The sequence below is a fragment of the Parachitinimonas caeni genome (genome assembly GCF_030129945.1).
GTDB lineage: Bacteria > Pseudomonadota > Gammaproteobacteria > Burkholderiales > Chitinimonadaceae > Parachitinimonas > Parachitinimonas caeni.
Genome location: NZ_JARRAF010000004.1, coordinates 204,357 through 221,686 on the forward strand (window position 1 = coordinate 204,357; position 17,330 = coordinate 221,686).

Annotated in this window: 11 protein-coding genes; 7 read left to right on the top strand and 4 right to left on the bottom strand. The window is 55.9% G+C overall.

Annotated features, from left to right (window positions below):
* Nucleotides 1–11 precede the first annotated feature (11 nt).
* Both PZA18_RS05130 and PZA18_RS05135 read right to left on the bottom strand, forming a co-directional pair.
* Entirely contained in the window at nucleotides 12–713 is a 702-nt protein-coding gene (locus PZA18_RS05130) for a CPBP family intramembrane glutamic endopeptidase (protein WP_284099720.1), read from the bottom strand.
* A gap of 515 nt (nucleotides 714–1,228) precedes the next feature.
* The gene (locus PZA18_RS05135; protein ID WP_284099721.1) at nucleotides 1,229–2,410 is read right to left on the bottom strand and encodes a PilT/PilU family type 4a pilus ATPase; all 1,182 of its coding nucleotides are present in this window, start codon (nucleotides 2,408–2,410) and stop codon (nucleotides 1,229–1,231) included.
* Nucleotides 2,411–2,764: 354 nt separating this feature from the next.
* Here PZA18_RS05135 and PZA18_RS05140 point away from each other — a divergent pair, with 354 nt between their 5' ends.
* Nucleotides 2,765–3,307 carry a Crp/Fnr family transcriptional regulator gene (locus PZA18_RS05140; RefSeq protein ID WP_284099722.1) on the top strand — a complete coding sequence of 181 codons (543 nt, stop codon included), beginning with the start codon at nucleotides 2,765–2,767 and terminating at the stop codon, nucleotides 3,305–3,307.
* Between the two features lie 186 nt (nucleotides 3,308–3,493).
* Nucleotides 3,494–4,120, top strand: a complete 627-nt coding sequence (locus PZA18_RS05145; protein ID WP_284099723.1) for a glutathione S-transferase family protein — start codon at nucleotides 3,494–3,496, stop codon at nucleotides 4,118–4,120.
* Nucleotides 4,121–4,240: 120 nt separating this feature from the next.
* Here PZA18_RS05145 and phnD (PZA18_RS05150) read toward each other — a convergent pair whose 3' ends face one another.
* Nucleotides 4,241–5,206, bottom strand: coding sequence for a phosphate/phosphite/phosphonate ABC transporter substrate-binding protein (gene phnD, locus PZA18_RS05150; protein WP_284099724.1), 966 nt, complete (start codon nucleotides 5,204–5,206; stop codon nucleotides 4,241–4,243).
* 470 nt (nucleotides 5,207–5,676) lie between these two features.
* Nucleotides 5,677–6,654, bottom strand: coding sequence for a phosphate/phosphite/phosphonate ABC transporter substrate-binding protein (gene phnD, locus PZA18_RS05155; RefSeq protein WP_284099726.1), 978 nt, complete (start codon nucleotides 6,652–6,654; stop codon nucleotides 5,677–5,679).
* 898 nt (nucleotides 6,655–7,552) lie between these two features.
* On the opposite strand from phnD (PZA18_RS05155), the gene PZA18_RS05160 reads away from it, so the two are divergent.
* The 5 genes from PZA18_RS05160 (at nucleotide 7,553) to PZA18_RS05180 (ending at nucleotide 17,134) form a co-directional block, all read left to right on the top strand.
* Nucleotides 7,553–10,489 (top strand): beta strand repeat-containing protein, encoded by a 2,937-nt coding sequence (locus PZA18_RS05160; protein ID WP_284099727.1) that lies wholly within the window; start codon nucleotides 7,553–7,555, stop codon nucleotides 10,487–10,489.
* 174 nt (nucleotides 10,490–10,663) lie between these two features.
* Nucleotides 10,664–11,785: an AAA family ATPase gene (locus PZA18_RS05165; protein WP_284099728.1), complete on the top strand. Its 1,122-nt coding sequence runs from the start codon at nucleotides 10,664–10,666 to the stop codon at nucleotides 11,783–11,785.
* The gene (locus PZA18_RS05170; RefSeq protein ID WP_284099729.1) at nucleotides 11,785–12,201 is read left to right on the top strand and encodes a bpX5 domain-containing protein; all 417 of its coding nucleotides are present in this window, start codon (nucleotides 11,785–11,787) and stop codon (nucleotides 12,199–12,201) included. The genes PZA18_RS05165 and PZA18_RS05170 overlap by 1 nt, the downstream gene beginning before the upstream one ends.
* Nucleotides 12,202–12,320: 119 nt before the next feature.
* Nucleotides 12,321–14,126: a hypothetical protein gene (locus PZA18_RS05175; protein ID WP_284099730.1), complete on the top strand. Its 1,806-nt coding sequence runs from the start codon at nucleotides 12,321–12,323 to the stop codon at nucleotides 14,124–14,126.
* Between the two features lie 14 nt (nucleotides 14,127–14,140).
* Entirely contained in the window at nucleotides 14,141–17,134 is a 2,994-nt protein-coding gene (locus PZA18_RS05180) for a bpX6 domain-containing protein (protein ID WP_284099731.1), read from the top strand.
* Nucleotides 17,135–17,330 lie beyond the last annotated feature (196 nt).

A 17,330-nucleotide genomic window follows, 5' to 3' on the forward strand; every position in this document is an offset into this window, starting at 1 on the left:
GGCAGGCGGACTTACGAGAAGTACCAGAAGTCCAGGCCAATATGCGCGACGATCAGCGGACGTAGATCATCGAATTCCAGATAAATGCCAGCAAACAGCAGGCCGAACGTAAAGCAGCCGGCCATATTGGGCAGTCCCGTGTGCCAGTGGATCAGTGCAAAGATCAACGAGGAACCGATGACAAAACCAAGTTTGCTCCAGCGGGCTGGCAGCAGCTCTTCGGCAACACGGCGTACCATGCCCCGGTAGAAGAGTTCCTCGACGACACCGGCAGTCACCGCCAGATACACCACATATACCCAGTGCGCCCAGCCAAAGAATTCGACGGACTGGTAACTGATCTGCAGTGGCATCAGGTCGGGGATGCGGTCACCGGTCCATTGCCCGATGGCTGATCCCACCCGGTACAGGCAATGCCCGGCAACCGCAGCAAAGGTGGCGACGCCCAGCATCCAGGGCCAGTCGGCTGCGGCAGTTTTGCGCACATACACATGAGGCCGGACATCGAATCTTCGCCACAGCATGGACAGCAGGAAAACCGGGATGACACAAAAAGCGGTGATGTCAAAGGCCAGAAACAGCAGGCGATTTTCCATCAAGGTAGGTAGCCAGATGCCTTTGAGCACTGACAAGGTGAAGTAGGCGATAAAACAATGCGCAACCAGTCGGGAAACTGGCAAGCGGTTGACAGCCGAAGGGGTGGATTGGTCCATTCGGGGCTCCTCCTGTCCACGCAATTATTTATCTGAAACTTTGCATGTAACACCAGCCGCTTGGGTATGAGGCAGATTTATTGTCTGGCTGGTCAACGGGTTATCGCTGTCTTAATGATAGTGGTATATCGCGCTTTGCTGTTTGATTTTTTCAGAATAACTTCAAAAAAATGACGGGAATCGAAAGCAAAACTTACAAGGCACTGGGTTTTGATTGGGTTGGTTACGACAAAAGTGCTCGGCTTTTGGTTATTGAGAGGGTAGGACTTTGGGCTCTGTGAGGTTTTGCTTCCGGTCGTGCCGAGCCGAGTGGCGGGAAAGGGCGATACCTGTAAAAAAGTAGGCCGTGGATTGGCAAAGGGCTAAAACCCCAACCACCATGCACGGCAGGCTGAGTGCAGTTTGGCTGGCTGAATCGGCGAATCCTGGCGAATCCTGGCGAAGCCGTCGCCCGCGGCATCGCATGACCTGGAACAAAACATCAACAGAATCTGCCTATCTCGTGACGACACTATCTAGACCACTTGTACACCGCCGTCATCCTCTTCCTCCTTCTTCTCTTCCACCAAACTTAGATGGTCAAGACCGGATTTGGGGTCGCTGCCTTTGTTGTGTTTGCTTTCCAGCTTGATTTTCAGACGCAGCTCGTTAAGTGAGTCGGCATTGCGCAAGGCTTCTTCGAGAGAGATCTTGCCGTGTTCATACAGGTCAAACAGAGCCAGATCGAAAGTCTGCATACCCAGCTCGCGGCTCTTGGCCATGATCGACTTGATTCCGCCGATGTCGCCTTTGAATACCAGATCTGCAATCAGCGGTGAGTTGAGCAATATTTCGATGGCCGCGCAGCGACCTTTGCCATCTTTTGTCGGGACCAGCCGCTGCGAGATGATGCCCCGCATATTCAGTGACATATCCATATACAGCTGGGCATGCCGCTCTTCCGGGAAGAAATTGACGATGCGTTCCAGTGCCTGATTGGCAGAATTGGCATGCAATGTGCCCATGGCCAGGTGGCCGGTTTCAGCAAAGGCCATCGCGTATTCCATGGTTTCACGATCGCGGATTTCGCCGATCAGAATCACATCGGGGGCCTGGCGCAGGGTGTTTTTGAGAGCGGCAAACCAGTTGTGGGTATCGCGCCCCACCTCGCGGTGAGTGATCAGGCAGTTTTTGTTGCGATGCACGTACTCCACCGGGTCTTCGATGGTGATGATGTGGCCGTGGCTATGTTCGTTGCGGTAGTCGATCATCGCCGCCAGTGTGGTCGACTTACCGGAGCCGGTTCCTCCCACCAGCAAGATCAGCCCCCGCTTCGACATCATGACGTCTTTCAAGATCGGCGGCAGACCCATTTCGTCGAAGTTGGGAATCTTGGTGGTGATGGTGCGCAGAACCATGCCTACTTTGTCCTGCTGCACAAAGACATTCACCCGAAAGCGGCCAATACCTTCCGGGCTGATAGCAAAATTGCATTCCTTCTGCTCTTCAAATTCCGTCCGCTGCTTGTCATTCATGATCGAATAAGCAAATGCCTTGGTTGCTTGGGCATTCAGCTTCTGACCACCTACGGGGGTCATCTTGCCGTTGATCTTCATTGCGGGCGGAAAATCGTCGGAAATAAACAGATCTGATGCCTTTTTCACCAGCATCATGCGTAGCAGATCATGCATGTATTTGAGGGCAACGTCGGGTGTCATGGTTCGGGCTCCGGCATATGGCCGCATGGCTGACGTCCCGGCGCGAAACTGCAACAGGCACGGGGCGGATGACAATCGCCAACATCGCAAACGATCAGCAGCGGTCTGGTGTTATTGCGGTCAGGGCAAGTTTTTGAGCGATCCTGTAATGTCGCTTATAGTCACGATTGTAGAACTCAAAAATAGCCATAGCGCCGCAAAATGGTGTGGCATGAGGGAATTCCGACAGCCGTCATTCGGAATTGTTGATGCAGATTTTGTTATCTGCTCAAATCAGGCCAAACTCCTATTTGTACCCTGGTGATAAAGCTTTATTGCCGCCCGTGGCCATTTCAAAATATCAGGAAGAGACGAATGTCCATTACTCATGTTGTTGCCACCAATCCGGTTTCCGATTACGAGCTTGTCGGAGCAGGCATCGACCACCTTTCCGAAATTCATGATGCCTTGCTCTATACCCAGCTATTTCGGCAAATGGATACCGTTTCGCTTGAAATACTCGCTGAATATCTGACGGTATATAAAGTAGCGGCTGGCCGCCCGTTGCTGAAAGAAGGGGAAACAAGCGATTTCTCCATTCTGTTGTTGTCAGGCAGTGTTGAAGTTCTGAAAAAGCCACCCCGCCAAAATGCCCCCAGGCTGATTGCCACTGTGACACGCGGTAAATTGATTGGCGAAATGTCGCTGGTCGATGGCGAGCCACGGTTTGCCAGTTGTATTGCCGGCTCTGAAGCGACGTTTGCCGTGCTGAGTCGGGCTGACATGCTGCGTTTGCTGGATGAGCACCCGAAGCTGGGTTCGCTACTGCTCATGCAGTTGATTTCCCTGCTCAGTCAGCGTTTGCGCCAGACCAGTCGCAAGCTGGTCGGGTTGATGGCCTCGACCGGAAAGGGTTAAGTTCTGCAGGGTGTTTAAACAGGCATTGGATGGTTAATTGGATTTTTGAAATTTTATTTTCAAGATCTTCCTTGTTAATTGAATACCTGCATGCAGCCTCCAGGCAGAACCCAATCTGCAAATGGCGATGTAACTCGTGTGTTGGACTGACAAAACAATCAATCAGAACGAAAGGTGCGGTGTGTCATGAAATTACATGGTTTTCCCCCTTCTCCCAATAACCGCAAGGTGCTGGCTGTGGCGGCGCAACTCGATCTGCCCTTGGAGGTGGAGTGGGTGAGTCTGGTTAAGGGTGAACAGCGATCTGCGGCATTCCTTGAGTTGAATCCAAATGGCCGGACACCAGCTTTCACTGATGGCGAAGTCACGCTTTGGGAGTCCAATGCCATCTTGCATTACTTGGTGACTCGCAAGCCGAATGACTTGTGGCCGGACAATGGCACAGATCAGGCCGATGTGCTGCGCTGGCTGTATTGGGAACAAAGCGAGTGGCGCAAGGGCTTTGGCGGCTTGTACTGGGAAAACATGCTCAAACGTATTTTTGGATTGGGCGAGCCAGACCCCGCCGCAGTTGATACCGCCACAACAGAGTTTCGCCGTTGCGCAACGGTGCTGGAAAAGACGCTGTCCAGGCAACCCTGGCTGGCTCACTACGGTTTGAGCTTGGCGGACTTTGCGATTGCCGCCCCGCTGGACAATGCCGCCCGGTGCAAGCTACCGCTAGCGGAGTTTCCCCATCTGGCAGACTGGTATCACCGCATTGCTGCCTTGCCGGCATGGCAGAGCTCTTTGCCCGAACAACCTGCTGCTTGAGCGAGGCGAGTGTTTGACGACAGCACGAACAAGCCCATTAGTGTTGGGTGGATTGCTAGGGAGACAAAACAAAAGCGGCCATGATGGCCGCTTTTGTTATTGCCTGTTCCAGTTTCAGGATCAGCCCTTACCCAGTAAACGCTGGATTTCGATATATTTCTTGTTGATGTCCTGATACTTCTTGTCTTTCTGATCAAGCGGCACCGCATCATCATTCATCAAGGTGTATTGCTCGTTGAACATTTCCAGATCGGCAATCCGCTTCAATTGCAGGTTGGTGGAACGCTCGAAACCTTTGAGTTCATGCGCCTGCATCAGGTTTTTACGTTCGTCGGCATTGCGGCCGTAATCCAGAAAGAACTTCTGCACTTTCTGCTTGATGTCGCTTGGCAGACGTTTGTCGTACACCATCGGGTCCAGACCGATTGGCTCTGACTTCCAGATCACCTTTACCTTGGCGTACTCGGCAGGGTATTTGGTTTTGAAATCGTCGTAATCGTTGGTGTTGTTGGTAGCGGCATCGACCTTGCCACTGGCAACGGCCAGGAAGTTATCCTGATGGCTGCCTGTCATAATGGCCTTGAAATGCTTCTTCGGCTCAATGCTGTTTTTGGTGAAGACGTAGTAGGTAGGGATCAGGAACCCAGAAGTCGATGTCGATTTGCCCATGGCGTAGGCGTACTTGCCGGGGGCGCTGAGCAGTTGCTCAACTGATTGGATACCACTGGCATTGCTGGCAAGAATCAGGGACTGGTAGCCCTTGCTGCCATCTGCTTTGACGTGGCGAGCAAAGACTTCACCGTTGGCGTCGGTTACGGCCTCAAGAGCAGGTTTGGCGCTGAGCCAAGCCACCTGTACTTTGCCGGTCTTCATGCCTTCGACGATATTGGCGTAGTTTTTGGCGGCATAGCCAGTCACCTTCATGCCGGTAATCTTGCTCATGTCGTCGAGCAGGGGCTGCCAGTTTTTCAGGGTTTCGGCTTCGTTGGTACCCGCCATCAAACCCACTGTGAGCTCGCGTTGCTCGGCCATGGCAAAGGGTGCTGCCGCAATCAGTGCTGCTGTAAGCATGCCACGTAACATCATGTCCAATTCTTCCTATCTGAGTCTGGATGTAAGGTCAGGTGGCAATTGTCACCTGAGTTTCAACTTGACGCCAGCATCTTGGCGTCCAGGCCCTAACAATTTACCGCATGTTTGTATATAGGTGAATTCCGACGTCATAAATCAACTCGTGAAGAGATGCATTCCGCTTAGTTACAATAAGACTTTGCTTATGTAGATGGCTCGTTAAAGCAGGGTGGGATAATACTGTGGCGAGCGTGCAACGGTAGGCAAGATTCGCCGGAAACGCATCGTGTTGTTTAAGTCGTGGCGATGCGGTTTGTTGAGCTGGGCGGAGCGGTTTAAACCTAGGTCGGCGGGGGAGGTTTTTGCTGCTTGCTGGAGATGCAAGTCGGCGACGCGGGCTGGGACACTGAAAATACCGCAGACCCTGCTGGTCGAGGTTGAGGCAACAGGATCTGCGCGATGTATTAGGTAACGGAGTGGTCTGCTTAGCCTGAGCCCAACAGGCGTTGAATTTCGCGATACTTCTGATTGATCTCGCGGAAGCGCTTGTCTTTTTGCTCGGCTGTTACCGAATCATCCACCATCAGAGAATATTGCTCGTTGAACATTTCCAGATCGGCAATGCGCTTGAGCTGCATATTGGTTGAGCGCTCGAAACCTTTCAGATCGTACGCCTGCAGCAGGTTCTTGCGTTCCTCGACGCCTCCCTTGCCATAGTCGATGAAGAAGCGTGCGAGCTTTTGCTTGGTATCGGCAGGCAAGCGCTTGTCGTACAGCATTGGGTCAAGCCCGACAGGCTCGGACTTCCATAAAACTTTTACCTTGGCATATTCACTGGGGTATTTGTTCTTGAAGTCGTCAAAGTCGTCAGTGTTATTGGTGGCAATATCGACCTTGCCCGCAGCAACAGCCAGAAAATTGTCTTGGTGGCTACCCGTCACAATGCTTTTGAAATGCTTCTTCGGATCGATTTCGTTCTTGGTAAAGACGTAGTAATTCGGTAGCAGGAAGCCCGAGGTCGAGGTGGGTTTTCCGTTGGCATAGCTGTACTTGCCAGGGCTGCTGATGACTTGATCAAGTGAGGCAATGCCACTGCCGTTGTGGGTCAGCAGCAATGCGGAATAGCCTTTGCTACCGTCTGCCTTGATGTGGCGGACGAATACCTCCCCGTTTGCCTCGACCACCGCTTGCAACGCCGATTTTGCGCCGAGCCAGGCAACCTGCACTTTGCCCTGCTTCATGCCATCAATGATGTCGCTGTAGTTCTTCGAGGCATAGCCGGTCACTTTCATACCCAGCTTCTTGCTCATGTCATCCAGAAAAGGCTGCCAGTTTTTCAGGGTCTCAGCTTCGCTGGTGGTCACGATCAAACCAACGGAAATTTCCTTTGTTTCGCTAGCCAGTGCGGTGCCTGCTGTCGCGAAGAGTGCGGTGGCGACCAGAAGTCCTGTCGTCAATTTCATGGTGCGGCTTCCTTGTAGTGGAGAGTGTGCATGGGTGGATCACCGGTAGGTTCCCCGTCTGTTCTTGTTATGGACGTTGTAATGTACGTCAGCACCAATTGGCACAAGCCGATCAGGCTTTGAGCTGGTGTCTTCATGCATCCGGTATTAGGGATTATCCCTATCTATAGCCAGATCGGCTATACGCCTTATTTGAATGCTCTTCATTTGTCTGGCAATTCAACAGGCTAAATGTTGCGATTCATCTATTACCGTTCATCGAATATTTCTGCATCCACTAAATTAGCATTGCCTGATACTGGCAAAGTTGTGGCGACGTGCTACACCAATAAATGATGCCCGCGAGCCCGGTCTGCAGAGAGCTTTGTTCAGTTTAAATTATTTGCAATATCAGTTTTTGTGAGCTTTCTTTATGGGTATAGGTGACTTTTGTGGCGAGTGCGCAGGCTTGGTGGCGTTAGTCTTTGCTGCTTGCCGATTGCGGCTGGAATGGGGTGGTTGCGTCGCTGTGCCGATTCGGGTTCCTGAGGAAACAATAATTTAGATGAGCTTGGCTTATGGCAGCCAGGGCGGATGAAATCGGCAGCAACAGGGTTGTGATGTGTGGTGGGAGGTTGCGCAACCTTGAAATGTCGGTCCAGATTTCATTGATGACGGGAGTGACCCGGAAAGTCGGTGCATTCCTGTTCTGTGTGTGCTTGCGATAATGAGGGGGTGTTTGCTTATGTTTTCGCAGATCAAATCGGCACTCGTGACGGTGCAGAATAGTTTTTCGGAGCGAATTGAAAAATCTCCGGATAAATCGGAAAAAATATTGCTGATAAAGCCTTCGCTGTATAGCCCTCCACCAGGGTCGCTATTTCGAATACCGAAAGTCTCTGTACTCGGTATTTCGTGCGTGGCGTTTCTGCACGCAACGTCTGCTTGGGCGATCAGCAACAATAATTCACTTGTCACAAACTCCACCACCGCTTTATCAGCAGCTGTCTGTACGGGGCAGACCAAGATTTCCACCTGTGGCAAGTTGCGTGGTTCTGTTGATGTGGTGGCTGGGGCGGGTACACCAAGCCTTTACTCGATTGATGAGTTGGCATTTGTGCGGGATAGCGGCTCGGTCAGCGGCATTACCCCATCGTTTTTTACTAGTAATGGCGTTCCAAGTCTGGGGTCTGGCGCCGTCAACAGCACATCGCTGGCTTGTTATGTCCTGGATGCCAACCCGGGGGCGGCAGGCGTACTCAACTACACATGCGAGATGAGCTCTCTGGCCTGTAACGCACTGTATCGTTACCACTTCGCGGGTTCGCATACCACAGCGGGTGCGGTGGAGCACTCGAATACCAACACCACCGCAACGTCCATGCACTTCTATACAACGGCCTGTACGCCCTCGGCCGGGACGCTTGCAACTTCCACTCAAACTACCGCGTCGGTAACCGTGTCGATGCCAAAAGGCGCTTTGGCGCAAACGGTGACAGCCGAGTATGGTACGACGACCGCTTATGGCAGCTCTGCGACGATGACCGGGGGTTCAGTGACAGCGGGTTCGGGTAGTTCAACCGTAACCGCCAACGTTACCGGTCTGACCTGTGGTACCACCTATCACATCCGGTTCAATTCCACGACCGATGACAGCGCAGTCAATGGCTCGACTACCATCAATGGTACGGATGCCACCTTCTCGTCCTCGCCTTGCGGCCCGATTGTTACAACGGGTGCTTCTTCGGCCATCGGCATGACCACGGCGACGATTGGCGGGACGGTGGATGACAACACCTACAACACCACAGCGATCATCGTCGAGTATGGCCCGACAACCGCTTATGGTTCGCAGGTCAATATGACCCCGAACACCCTGGCTGGTGGGACAGGGGCCACTGCCGTGTCCGCCAACCTGACCGGGTTGACTTGTAACGCGACATATCACTACCGGGTCTCTGCAACTGGCAACTCGGTTACGGTGACCGGCAATGATGCGACCTTCAACACGGCAGCGGTCTGCACGACGGTTCCGGTCGCTACAACGGGCAGTGCTTCCAATATCAAGACCGACTCTGCGACCTTGTCCGGCACGGTCAATGATGGCAATGGTAATACCACGGTCACCTTTGATTATGGAACTTCGACGTCTTATGGCACCAATGTGGCGGCGACCACTGGCGGTTCGATCAACGCTGGGGCTGGCACGACTGCGGCCTCGGTGGTGCTGAGCAACCTGCAGTGCGGTACGACCTACAACTTCCGCATCAAGGGGGTGAACAGCGCCGGAACAGGTAACGGCAGTAACGCTACCTTTGCGACGGGTGCCTGTGCCAATCCGTTCAACCCGGGCGGCACTGAAACGGTCAATAACATTGTAGGCAGCAGCGGTGTAAACGCCGTCAGCGGTTCTGGCATCGTCACCAATATTCCTAATCTCGATAACCGGGTTGGTGTCGCAGATAACGGTGTGGTGGTGGTCCTGAACAATGACGTGAAGGAACCCATCAAGATCAAGGACAATCCGCCTTCCAACGTGCTGTTCTCCTTCCCCGAGGATAAGCCGGTAGATGTACAGGTTGGTGGCCAGACCTTCACGATCAAGGTGGATGGTGAGAACCAGAACAATGCGCGTGACTCGATCCTGGCAACCAACACCTTCACGACCAGTGACGGTGCCAAGAACCCAGGCTTCAACGTACTGCAGGGTCAGGCATTTGTTGGCAACTCGCAGCCTTCCAGCCTCTTGGGCGGCCTCACCTTGTCGAAAGACAATACCCTGCAGAACGTGGTGGTTGAGACCGGCACAGCGGGTAGTACCGCAGGCTTCCTCAAGAACAACTCTGATAAGTCCGGGTCAGTATCGGCCGAGTCGGGGGATGTGAAAGTGTTTGTGACGCCCGCAGCTGGTGCCAACCGGTTCGAGGCAACCCAGACCATCACATTGAAAGCCGGTGAAGTGGCTCGCTTCAATAGTCAGGGTCAGCTGGTTGGTGTGTATCTTGGCTCGCTTTCAGGGTCGGGGGGCAAATCAGGTGATCTGGTGTCGATGAGCGTCAACGGCGTAATGGGCTATCCGAAGGTGGTGCGGTTTGATGCCAGCAATGTCATCGGCCGGTTCGGAGCGACCAACGTCGCGGCCTTCCAGTCGGTTGCCCTCGGTGGTAATGGCACGGTCAAGGTCAGGGCTGATGGCTCGGTTACCCTTGAAATTGGTGGGCGGCGTTATGCCGGTCTGCCCATCGGCTCGATTGAGGTTCTGGGTAGCAGCAGCACCGAGCAGTCCAAGCTGAATGCTGACGGTACCTACAATCTGGTGGCAGGCGGGGTGCGCTACACCTTTGCGCCGGCAATGGAAGACGTCAGCGAGTTCGCCACTTACCTTGCCGACACCTACGGCTTTACCACCTCGGTCGATACCGATGGCAAGCTGCTGGTCTGGGCGTCTGATGGCGTGCGCTTCTACGCCGGCCGCCCACGGTTTGCCATGGAGCGTGAAGTGTCTGATGCGCCTGGCCTGCACGAGCATGGCGACCAGATCTCGGTGACCTTCGTTGGCAAGAATGGTGTGGTGCAGACCATCGACCCATCGTTCTACTCGTTCAGCCAGCTGAGCAATGCAGCCAGCAAGGCCGGCTGGACGGTCAACCGGGCAGATGAGATCCATATGACCGCCACATCGCCATCCGGTCAGGTTTACGACCTGCTACCGGTCTACCGGATGAATGTCCTGCAAAGCCCGTTTGTTGGTCAGGATCTGGGCAATAGCTTCTTCAGCGATGCCAATGGTCAGCTCTACTTCAAGACCTTGGTGGGATTCGGCATCCCGGCCTACCAGCCATTTGTTGTGCGATAAGGCAGCACTGTTGCAACAACGCCACGGCCCCTGCCGTGGCGTTTTTCTTTGTACGCAGCGGAATCTGTCGACAAAAAGGGTGGTAGGGCGAAAGCAGGACAGAATGGGATTGACGTTGCTGGGATATTTATCAGGCAAAATAAGTATTTGCTGATAAATATCGTTGTAATCAACATGCAAACTTCTTTACAGAATTCGGCCCGTCAGGTGCGTGCAGGCATTCAGGCTGCGACCCAAGGGCTGGTTGGTCGTGAGCAACTGGCTGAACTCATGGTGCTGGCGGCCATTGCTCAGGAACATCTATTGGTTGTCGGCCCTCCCGGCACCGCCAAGAGTGCGGTCGTGCGACGCGTGGCACAGGCGATGGGGGGGCGCTACTTTGAATACCTGCTCGGGCGGTTTACCGAACCATCCGAGCTGTTCGGGCCGGTTGATCTGAAAAAGCTCCGCGAAGGCACCGTCGAAACCGACGTTACCGGCATGCTGCCGGAAGCGGATATCGCCTTTCTGGATGAAGTATTTCTAGGCTCTACCGCTATCCTCAATACTCTGCTGGGCGTGTTGAATGAGCGGCGCTTCCGACGTGGGCACACGCAGCTCCAATGTCCATTAAGGGTTTGCGTTGGCGCAGCCAATGGTCTGCCGGAAGACGAAGCGCTGGCCGCTTTCGCCGATCGTTTTCTGATTCATCTATTTGTCGAGCCTGTGCCCGATCATCAGCTGGAAGCCTTGCTGCAAGGAGGCTGGCAGTCTGAGCAGAAGGTTGTGGCTTCAACGGGGGGGATGCCGCATCTGGATGCGCTGTGCCATGCGCTAAGGCTGGTACGGCTCGACGGCGCTCGGCCGGGCCTCATCAATGCCATCCGCAGCTTGAGGCAGTCTGGCGTGTTCTTGTCCGATCGCCGTATCGTCAAGGCGCAACGATTGATTGCCGCCGCCGCCATTATGGCTGGCCGGCTGGAAGCCAGCCAGGCCGACCTTTGGCCCTTGCTTTATGTACTGCCGACCAAAGAGGCTCAGGCGAGTGCTCGCGAGATTCTTCGCGAGACCTTGGCGCATTCCGTCAACCCCAATTTGCTGAGTGCGGTGGAAGAGGCAACGCTGCAGCCCCTTTCCAGAGTGACCCGTCTGGTTGAGCTGGCAACTGCCTGCCTGGCCGATGCTGGCGACCAGCAACGACAGGGCGCTGAATCGTTATTGCGCGAAATCGATGCCAACTTTGATGCGGCGAGTCTGCCGGAGCCACTGTCCGGGCTACGCCAGCAGCTGGCGGAATTGTTGGTGGTAACAGCCTGATGCGCGAAGCAACGATTCGTTGGCAGTGGCAGCCCTGTTCTCCACGCCCTGCCCGTGCTGCCATTGCCTGGCACGATGCGGCCGAGCGCCTGCATCTGCGGCTACAGCGCATGCCGGTTGATATAGTCGGCACACTGGAAGCGACCGGTCGTGCCGGTCTGCTGATTGTCTGCGGGCCGACCGAAGTTTTGCCTTGGGTCGATGGTGTGGACTACGCCGCCCCACACCAGCAAGCGCCTTCGCTCTGGTTGCCGACCCGGCAGGAGCCGGATCTGCCGATTGAGTGGCTGCAGCAGGCTTTGCAACAGCAAAGGGGGCGGCAGCCAGTCCTACTATGGCCGCAGCCTGCGGCTGTCATCCCGCTGGATCGCCTGTTGCCGCTGAGTCCTGCGCTGTTACGCAAACTAAGATCCTGAAGCCCCCGCGAATTTCGTCTGATGTGTAAATAATGTCCCTGCAATTACCAGAATCCTTACAACCCTGGGCGCACTGGTTGTCATGGCTCCGGCCTGAGCTTTCGATCGAAATCGGGCAGATGGTACGAAAGCTGCAACTGATTGTCGGCAAGCCTCGCGGCAATCAGACGGGCGTGCCGGAGCCCGATGGCCTGGGTGACCTGCGGCGACGCGGCCCCTACGAGCGCTTGCTGACTTCCGAATGGTTGCTGGCGGAAGAAATTCCCGATGAGTTTCTACGCCGGGCGGCAGGTGGCGAACATCTGTTTCTATCGCCGGTGCTACGACAGCTACAGGCCGAATCACAACTGGTGGCTTTATTCGACGTCGGCCCCCTGCAATTGGGCGCGCCACGCCTTGCCCATGTTGCCTTCTGGATTCTGCTGGCACGGCGAGCCAGTGAGGCCGGCGGCAGTTTGCGCTGGGGCGTGCTGCAAGAGCCGGGCAGATTGCACGATGCCGATAATCTGGCCTTGCTCAAACATATGCTCGGCCGTCGCAGTTGGCTGCCCGCATGTGCCGATGATCTGGTTGCTTGGCAACAGACGCTGACAGCATTGACGCCAGCCATGAGTGAAACCTGGCTATTGGCCAGCAACGAGGTGACGGGCGCTGCCTTCAGCCACCAGGTAACCATAAAACCCAGTCTGGCAGAGGACAAACTGCTGCTGACCTTGCGGGAAGGGCAAGCTACCAAGACTCTGCAGCTTGATCTGCCTCCTACTGACAGCTGCAAGCAGGTGCTCGCCGGGCAACTTGAGCCTGAGGCTGAGCCGACTGCGCACAGCCAGTCTGACAAGCGCTTCTCTCTCAAGCGCCCACCCATCATTGCGCCTGATGGCGCGTATGTAGCGGTGGTGGTACTCGATGAACCCGCTTTGCTGATGCTGGACACCACCTTCAAACGGAAGGATGCGGCGGTAAAGCTGCGCAGAATGCGCTGGAATGCCGGTGCACCGCCACTGGCCATTGCTTTGCGTGGCAAGAAGCCCTTTGGCGTGGTGCCGGATGGCGAGCAGATCAGCTTCTGGCAGCTCGGGCAATTTCCCACCGTCTCGCGGCCGCAGCCGGAACGCTTCAATCTGCCTCCAGGTCTGGCTAGCTGGTCGCCGCTAGGCTTGCTGAAGGGGTCGGGTCGGCAACAGTTGCACCTGCTCGATCGACTGGGTAATCACCTGTTCTGGGAGGCAAGCTTCAAGGCGACACCCAGCGCCCGTACGCCGGCTCCAGGCATCACCCATTATTTGCGCAAGAACACGCTGGCCATGGTGCAGATTGACGATACGGCACTGTTGGTGGCGCATTACGACGAACAACGTCGTATCGTTGCAATGGTGCAAGCGATGCAGGCTGAGCCTCTGCGGCAGGCCGTTATTGCCGCCAGCAGTGAAGCACCGACTGTACTGTTCGGCGAGTTGGCGGGTTGGCGTTCCAATGGCGGTTTGTGTGCGCTTGGGACTGGCAATGGCCAGCGTTGGGACCTCTACGCCTTCGTGGCTGGCCAGGCGCAGTGCCGTGCGACGCTGCACATGAAGCCGGAAAGCCAGGTATTAGGGGTTCTGCTGGATGCCCCATCGTCCCGTTATCTGCTGCTGACGGTTGCGCCAAACAAACGCGGCCTGGTGCTGTTGGGGCAGGACTATCAAGAACGTGTGTACGACTCGCCCAACCCGATCTCCCGCATCACCTTCTGTGACCGTTCAGGTCTGGTTGCCATGTTGACTGACGAAAGGGAGCTGATTGTTTTTGATCTGCGCCATCGTCGGCTGCGCCGTTTTGTTGGCTCTGCGGGAAACCGTCAACCAGCGACCTCACCCCGTTTCAGCGATTTGCCTGGGGCGGCCCATAGTGTCAGCGCTCTTCCGTTACTGAAGACTCTCAATTGAATGAACGTATTGCAATGAAATTACCACCTGTGGCGGCGGTCAGCCGCCCCTGTCTGACAGGGCTGCAGTCGATTGCCGGTATCTGGCTACCGGCAGAATGGTTCGGTGCCCAGGAACGCGCCACCCGGCTGTTGTCGGTATGGCAGAGCAAGGCGCGGGCCTATCGCTTTCCTGCGGGCGACCTGCTGATCTTCCACGAAGCGCGGTCCTTGCAGTGTGAGGCATTGCCTGGCTGGCCGTTACGCCGCTATGACCGCACTCTGGCCTCGGCCGAACTGTCTGCAAATGAGCGCAAAGCCGCGCCAGCGGCGGATGTCTGGCTGATTACCGCTGGCCAAATCGAGGCACTGCGGCTGGCTGACGCAGAACCGATCCTGCCCGGTCTGTGGGTGGATCTCGACGCCTACCCGTTGATGGAATGTGTGGATGCCTCTGAGCTGGTACGCCTACCTGAAATGGACCTGGACCTGGATGGCAAGAGCCTGGGTGAGGTGCTGGGTGATGGCCTGCCGCAAGCCAGCGATCGTAAACAGCAGTTTCTGGAAAAGCTGGCCCGAGATCGGCAACGATCTGGCAACCGTACTGAAAGCGCCTCGTCTAAGCCTGGATTGTTGGCTGGCACTGGGGTGGCTGACATCCTCCGCGTCTTGAAAATCATGGCCTTTCTGGTGGGCTGCGTGATGCTGACGGTGTATCTGGCAGAAGGCATGCGTTCGCAACCAGACCCCCCTCTGGAACCGGGTGCCTCATCCTTGCCACAAGGTACTATGCCCCTGACGCCTCCAACCGCAGAGTTGCCGATACCGCCTGCCCCAGAAAATGCTGGGGCAGGATGGGCGCTACTTCTCGTGGCCGTGCTGGTCTGGGTCTGGTTTGCTCACGTACTGCGGAGGAGCAAGGCGCGGGGTGAGCCGCCAATGCTGAAATACTCCACACAGCCGGGCGGTGCGAGTCAAGCCTCGTCATCGGCCCAATCCCGCATTCCACCACGCCGATCCCATGCCAGCCCGCCTCGGCAGCGTTGGCGTGACTGGATGGTACAGGCGATCAAGGCATCGGGCCTCGCCAATCTGCTGGCGAACTACCATGTCCGCTACATGCGCGAGATGCTGCAGATGTTTGAAGACGGCGACCTGGAAAAGGCGCTACGTCACGCCGTTCCCCTGGGGGAAAGTCAGCCGATGTCCGGTCAGGCACTCGGCAACCCGCAGGCTCGCAAGGATCTGTCTCTCAGCAGGGTGTCAGGCGCTGGCGGGGCTGGTTATAACTTTGGCGAGGAATTCAGCCAGCATCTGGCGGCCACTTATCGCCGGGCTTTCGAGAAACTGGACAGGGAAGGGCGCGTGGATGAGGCAGTCTTCGTCCTGGCCGAGCTGCTGCAGTCGCGCAGCGAGGCGCTGGATTACCTCGAACGCAAAGAGCGAGTCAAACAGGCAGCCGAGCTGGCGCTGGCGTGGGATATGCCGGTTCATACAATTGTTCGCCTGCACTGTCTGGCCGATGATTGGCGAACAGCCATTGCTGTTGCCCGACGCGACAACGCCTTTGAAGCAGCCGTCAGCCTGCTGGCGACGAAATGGCCGGATGCGTCGCGTCGTCTGCGGGTCGAGTGGGCGCAGTCGCTGGCCGATCGCGGGCAATGGCTGGAGGCAGTGGATACGCTGTGGCCCGTAGAGCAGGAAAGAAATCTGGCTATTAGGTGGCTGGAAAGTGCAGAGAAAGCCGAAGGCCAGCTGGCAGCGCGGGCCTTGGTGCAACGAGCTTGCCTGGTTCCGGCCACACTGCAGACCCATGTTGAGCGCATCGCCCGACTGCGTAATGACCCTGAAGCCTACGCAGAGCGCACGGCGCTCGCGCTGGCACTGATCGAACTGAAAGCACCCAATACAGCCTGTCGCCGGCTGGCCAAGGCAATCCTGCCAGCTTTGATGGTTGACATTGCGCAGACCAGAGCCTCATTTCATCGCCAGCAGCTGTATGTCCTGATCCAGCTGTCAGGCGATGAGTTGTTAAAGGCCGACTTGCCCAGGCAGCCATTTCCGGAAGCCAGTCGTCCGCAAGCCTTGGCGTCAAGAAAGGATACCGCTCACTGGCAAGCGCCACCTGCCGGAAATCAGGCGATCCTTGATGCAGCAGTGTTGGCGGATGGTCAGTTTCTGCTGGCACTGGGTGAGGCTGGGCTGGTCAGGGTCGATGAGCAGGGCAAGATCACGGCACGCTTTGCCACTCCGGCCACCCACATCGTCGCCGCCCACAGCGGCATGCTGGCTTTGGCGCTGATCAAACGCGACCAGATTTGGCGGGTGAGCCGAATCGACATCGCCAACCTGCACATCACGGATCTTGGCGTGATGCAGCTCGATCATTTCGCAACCAGCTACGATGGCATTGGCTGGACTGTAGCAGTTGGTAATCGTCTGTGTGTACTGGATAGCACCCGCTCGTTGCGGGATGTGTTGTGGCAGGTGACCGATCTGCCCGGCCCCGTGATTTCATTGCAGACGAATCGCCAGTTCGAGGTAATGGCCGTTGGCAAACCGGGTGGCTTTGAAGCCTGGCAATACAGGCTGGAGGATTCGCGCAGGCTGGTGGGACGAGACCAGTATGACTACGGTGGTGGAAATGATTTCTGGATGATTGATGCGTCGGATGGCGTGTTGGGCGTGAGTAATAAAGTCAAACCCAATAAAGTAGAGCTGACGCTGCAGTACCCTCATCGGCACATCGGCATTGCACTGGATGGTGTTGTGACGAGTTCAGCTGCCGTAAAGCTGACAAAGGACCGGCAACTATTGGCCTGCGTCTTTGATGAGCCTTCCCTGGTGACAAGGACTTTCTTTCTGACGCATGGCAGGTCCGGCCCATGTGGTGTGCTGGAGTGGCCATACGATGCACCGGCCAGCACCCGGGCAATGGATGGAGATTGGGTGATATTTGATTGCGAAGGCCGTCTGTGGCACATGAATGCCGCCACCAGCATGGTCCGGTCAATCAGCTTGCGGCTCTAAGCTCTGTTGACGTTCCGTTTTCGGATCATGTCTCATCGGAATTGTGCCTGAGGCTAAGCGAAAAACGCGCCACTTTGCGGTAATCGCCACGCAAGGCTGGGGTTGATTCTTGGGGCATGGCGTCGTTAGGGTTTGTCTATTTGGCGCGCTAAACTGCACTCACCCTGTCGTGCGTGGTGGTTGGGGCTATAGCCCC